The organism is Pseudomonas sp. 39004 (assembly GCF_028682155.1).
Taxonomy (GTDB): domain Bacteria; phylum Pseudomonadota; class Gammaproteobacteria; order Pseudomonadales; family Pseudomonadaceae; genus Aquipseudomonas; species Aquipseudomonas capeferrum.
The window spans coordinates 1-4,242 of record NZ_JANIAG010000278.1 but is presented as its reverse complement, the minus strand read 5'-3'; the positions used below and the strand labels follow the sequence as shown (position 1 = coordinate 4,242).

3 protein-coding genes are annotated in these 4,242 nt (G+C 64.9%); 1 reads left to right on the top strand and 2 read right to left on the bottom strand.

Going from position 1 to position 4,242, the window contains the following annotated elements; all coding sequences use genetic code 11:
- Positions 1-9 precede the first annotated feature (9 nt).
- Positions 10-1,899, bottom strand: coding sequence for a propionyl-CoA synthetase (locus NP534_RS25890; RefSeq protein WP_274100615.1), 1,890 nt, complete (start codon positions 1,897-1,899; stop codon positions 10-12).
- Between the two features lie 180 nt (positions 1,900-2,079).
- Here NP534_RS25890 and NP534_RS25885 point away from each other — a divergent pair, with 180 nt between their 5' ends.
- Positions 2,080-2,946, top strand: a complete 867-nt coding sequence (locus tag NP534_RS25885; RefSeq protein WP_274100614.1) for a LysR family transcriptional regulator — start codon at positions 2,080-2,082, stop codon at positions 2,944-2,946.
- Here NP534_RS25885 and NP534_RS25880 read toward each other — a convergent pair.
- Positions 2,920-4,077: an HPP family protein gene (locus NP534_RS25880; RefSeq protein ID WP_274100613.1), complete on the bottom strand. Its 1,158-nt coding sequence runs from the start codon at positions 4,075-4,077 to the stop codon at positions 2,920-2,922. The genes NP534_RS25885 and NP534_RS25880 overlap by 27 nt on opposite strands.
- Between the last annotated feature and the right edge of the window lie 165 nt (positions 4,078-4,242).

Here is a 4,242-nt window from a genome sequence, read left to right as displayed (position 1 = left end):
TCCGATCTCTCAACCCGCCCGCGGCAGGTCCGCCAGCACCACCTCGATTTCCCCCAGCACGGCGGGGTCGTCCAGGGTCGAAGGCGGCACATAGTCCTGGCCGTCGGCAATCTTGCGCAGCACCGCCCGCAAGATCTTCCCTGAGCGGGTCTTGGGCAACCGCTTGACCAGCCGCACCCGGTTGAAACACGCCAGTGCCCCGATCTCCTCGCGCACGTTGCCCACCAATTCGACCAGCAGCTGCGACTCGGTAATGCCTTCGCCGTCCTTGAGCACCACCAGCGCCAAAGGCACCTGCCCCTTGATATCGTCATGCACGCCGATCACCGCGCATTCGGCGACCGCCGGGTGACGCGCCACCAGGTCCTCCATCTCGCCGGTAGACAGACGATGCCCGGAGACGTTTATCACGTCGTCCGTGCGCCCCATGATGTACACGAAACCGTCATCATCGAGGTAACCGCCGTCGCCTGTGTGGTAGTAGCCGGGGTAGGTGCGCAGGTAGGCCTGCAGGTAGCGCTCGTGGTCGCCCCACAGCGTCTGGCTGCACCCGGGCGGCAACGGCAGCGCGATGACGATCGAGCCCTGGTGGTTGGGCCCCAGCAAATGGCCTTCATCGTCCAGCACACGTACGTTGTAGCCCGGCACGGCGCGGTTGCTCGAGCCCGCTCGCGCGGCGCTGCCGTCCAGCCCAACGCAAGGTGCGGTGACCGGCCAGCCGGTCTCGGTTTGCCACCAATGGTCGTGCACCGGTTTGCCAGTGACCCGTTCCAGCCATTCATGGGTGCTGGAGTCGAGCTTCTCCCCGGCCAGAAACAGCTGACGCAGCGAGCTCAGGTCGTGCCCTTTGATCAACGCGCCGTCCGGGTCTTCCTTGCGGATTGCGCGCATGGCGGTCGGCGCACAGAACAAGGCGTTGACCTTGTATTGCTCGACCACCCGCCAATACGCCGAGGCGTCAGGGGTGCGTATCGGTTTGCCCTCATAAAACACCGTGGTGCAGCCGCTCATCAATGGGCCATACACAATCAGCGAATGGCCGACCACCCAGCCCACGTCGGAAATCCCCCACCACACGTCACCGGCCTGCATACCGTAGATGTGGCGCATGGCATAGCACAGCGCTACCGCGTTGCCGCCGTTTTCCCGCACGATGCCCTTGGGCTTCCCAGTGGTACCGGAGGTGTACATGATGTACAGCGGGTCACCTGCGTCCAGTTCGACAGGGGCGACCGGCTCGGCCGTTGCCAGCGCTTGCTGCCAATCGAGGTCGCGGCCAGGCTGCAACGGGGCGCGGGCCTGGGGCCGCTGCAATACCAGCACATTGCGTGGCTGGTGGCGGGCCAGTTGCAGGGCGCGATCGACCAGCGGCTTGTATTCGATCACCCGGTCGAACTCCAGGCCACAGGACGCCGTCAGCAGCAACGCGGGCCGGGCATCATCGATGCGCAAGGCCAGTTCGTTGGCGGCAAAACCGCCGAACACCACCGAATGCACCGCACCGATCCGCGCGCACGCCAGCATGGCCATGGCCGCCTGGGGCACCATGGGCATGTAAATGATCACCCCGTCCCCCTTGTTGACCCCCAGATGGCGCAGCAAGCCTGCCAGGCGTGCCACCTCGTCGCGCAACTGACGATAGGTGTACGCCTGTTGCACGCCTGTCACAGGCGAGTCGTAGATCAGCGCCAACTGCTCGCCGCGACCTTGTTCGATCTGGTGGTCGAGGGCAAGGTGGCAGCTGTTCAGGCGGCCGTCGGCAAACCAGCGGTGGGTACCGTCCGGGTTGTTCTGCAAGGTGAGGGAAGGCGTGCGGTGCCAGGCCAGGTGCGCGGCCTGTTCGGCCCAGAATGCGGCAGGGTCGGCAATGGAATGGGCGTAGCTGTGCTGATAGCTCATGGCGTAGAAAACCCGGTACTTGTTGTTATTGAAGGGCGAAACTTGAGTATGGACCGCCACACCGGGGCCGCCATGGGACTAAAGTCACAACCGACCTGCAAATTTGCAGACAACGCCAATACGCCCCATAACGGTGCAAATTCTCTAGAATAGGCCTCCCCTTCCGCCACTGAGCACCCCATGGATATCGAACAGGCCCGTACCTTTCTGGAAATCGTGCGTTGCGGCAGCCTGGTCGCCGCCGCTGAGCGCCTGTTCGTATCGCAGACCGCGATTACTGCACGGGTGCAGCGCCTGGAGCAGCAACTGGGCTGCCAGTTGTTCGTACGCAGCCGCAACGGCGCCAGCCTGACCAGCGATGGCGAGGCCTTCGTCAGCTATGCCAACCAGCTGGTGCAGACGTGGGAAGCGGCGCGCCGCGACCTGCCGCTGCCTGAAGGGTGCCAGCAGGTGCTGCATGTGGGCGGCGAAGTGAGCCTGGGCAACCCGATGATGCTCGACTGGGTCAGCGCCCTGCACCGCGAGCTGCCCAGCCATGCCATCCGCAGCGAGGTGAGCGATGGCGAGTCGCTGCTGCGCAAGGTGGAGATGGGCCTGCTGGACGCAGCGTTGGTCTATCAGCCGACCTACGGGCCGGGCCTGCAGGTGGAGCAATTGATGGAAGAGAAGTTGATCCGCGTGCGCCGGGTCGACCAGCCAGACCCGTACATCTACATCGACTGGGGGGAGGCATTCCGCCGCCAGCACGACGCCGCCCTGCCCGACTGCGCGCGCCCGGCACTGAGCTTCAACCTCGGGCCCCTGGCTCTGCAGTTCATCCTCGACCAGGGCGGCAGCGGCTACTTCCGTACCCGCGTAGTGCAGGCCTATCTGGACAGCGGGGTGTTCGAGAGGGTACCCCAGGCACCAGAATTCACCTACCCGACATTTCTGGTGTACCCGCGCAAGCGCGACAGCGAGGCCCTGCAACAGGCATTCGCGATACTGCGCCGGCTCGTGGCCGCCGGCGTCAGCGACTGGTCACAGCGCTGGGACCCGGTGATCTGAAGCATTGCCCGCGGCGCTGAGCAACTGGCGTTTGAGGCCGGCGATCAGGTCGGTCTGGGTGACCACCCCGACCAATTGGCCAGCGTCGATTACCGGCAAGCAGTGCAGCCCTTGTTCACACAGCAAGGGCAACAGGCGCTCCAGCGGGTGCTGGCTGCTGACACTGATCACCCGCCGGCTCATCACCTGCGCCATGCGCACCGCCTTGCGCCCGAACAGGCCGCGCCATCGGAACTGGCCCCTCTGCATGGCAGGCCCGACCAGGTCGCTGAGGCTGACGATGCCCACCAACTTGCCATGCTGCAGTACCGGCAGGGTTTTCAGGTGGTGACTGGCCAGCATCTTCCACGCCTGCTCCAGGGTGGTGTCAGGCGACGCGAACTGCACATCCCGGGACATCACCGATGCCGCAGTAATACCGCCAAGGCTGCGTTGCAGGGCATGCTGCTCGGTGGCAAGGATGATGCGTTCCAGCTCGTCGCGGGTGACATCGACGAACTCGCCCAACTCTTCAAGCGCCTGGTCCAGGTCGGCGCCGCTGACCCCGACGCGCTCATTGGGCAGCGGGTCATGGGTGTGATGCAGCTCCTTGCGCGGGGCATTGCCCTTGGGGTAGCGCACGCCGGTCAAACGGTTGTAGAGCACCGCCACCGTCACCAGGATCAGCGCATTGAGCAGCACCGGCTCCAGCAGATGGTCACCCAGGGCCGTAAGCCCCGAATCGGCCAGCACTGCACTCACCGCCACCCCACCGCCCGGCGGGTGCAGGCAGCGCAGCAGGCACATCAGCAGCACCGAGATCGCCAGGGCTGCGGCAGCCACCCACAGCTCAGGCCCGAAGCCCTGGCGCATGGCCAGGCCGACAGCGCCCGCCAGGGCGTAACTGCCCAGCACTGGCCAAGGCTGGGCCAAAGGGCCGGAATGCACGGCAAATACCAGCACTGCCGAGGCAGCCAGGGGGCCTAGAAGGTGCAAGGCGATGCCAGGGCCGTAGGCCAGGCTGGTCAGCCAGCCGGCGAAGAACAGGCCGAGCAGTGCACCGGCTCCAGCACGCAGCCATTCTTTAGGAGATGTATTGAGGGGCGCAGGCAACAGCCGCTGCAGACGACTTTCGGAACGCGAGGCAGGCATTGGAATAATCGGGATCGTAGTTTTTCTGGTGAAAAAGAAAGCCCAGCCGAGCTGGCCTGGGCCCTGTATTGCCAAAGCAATAGCGCAAGGGGCTCCGTCCGTGGAGAGATGGAAACTGGGAAGTTTCGTGAGGGGATTGTGCCGGGCGGGGCTTACAAGGGCCAA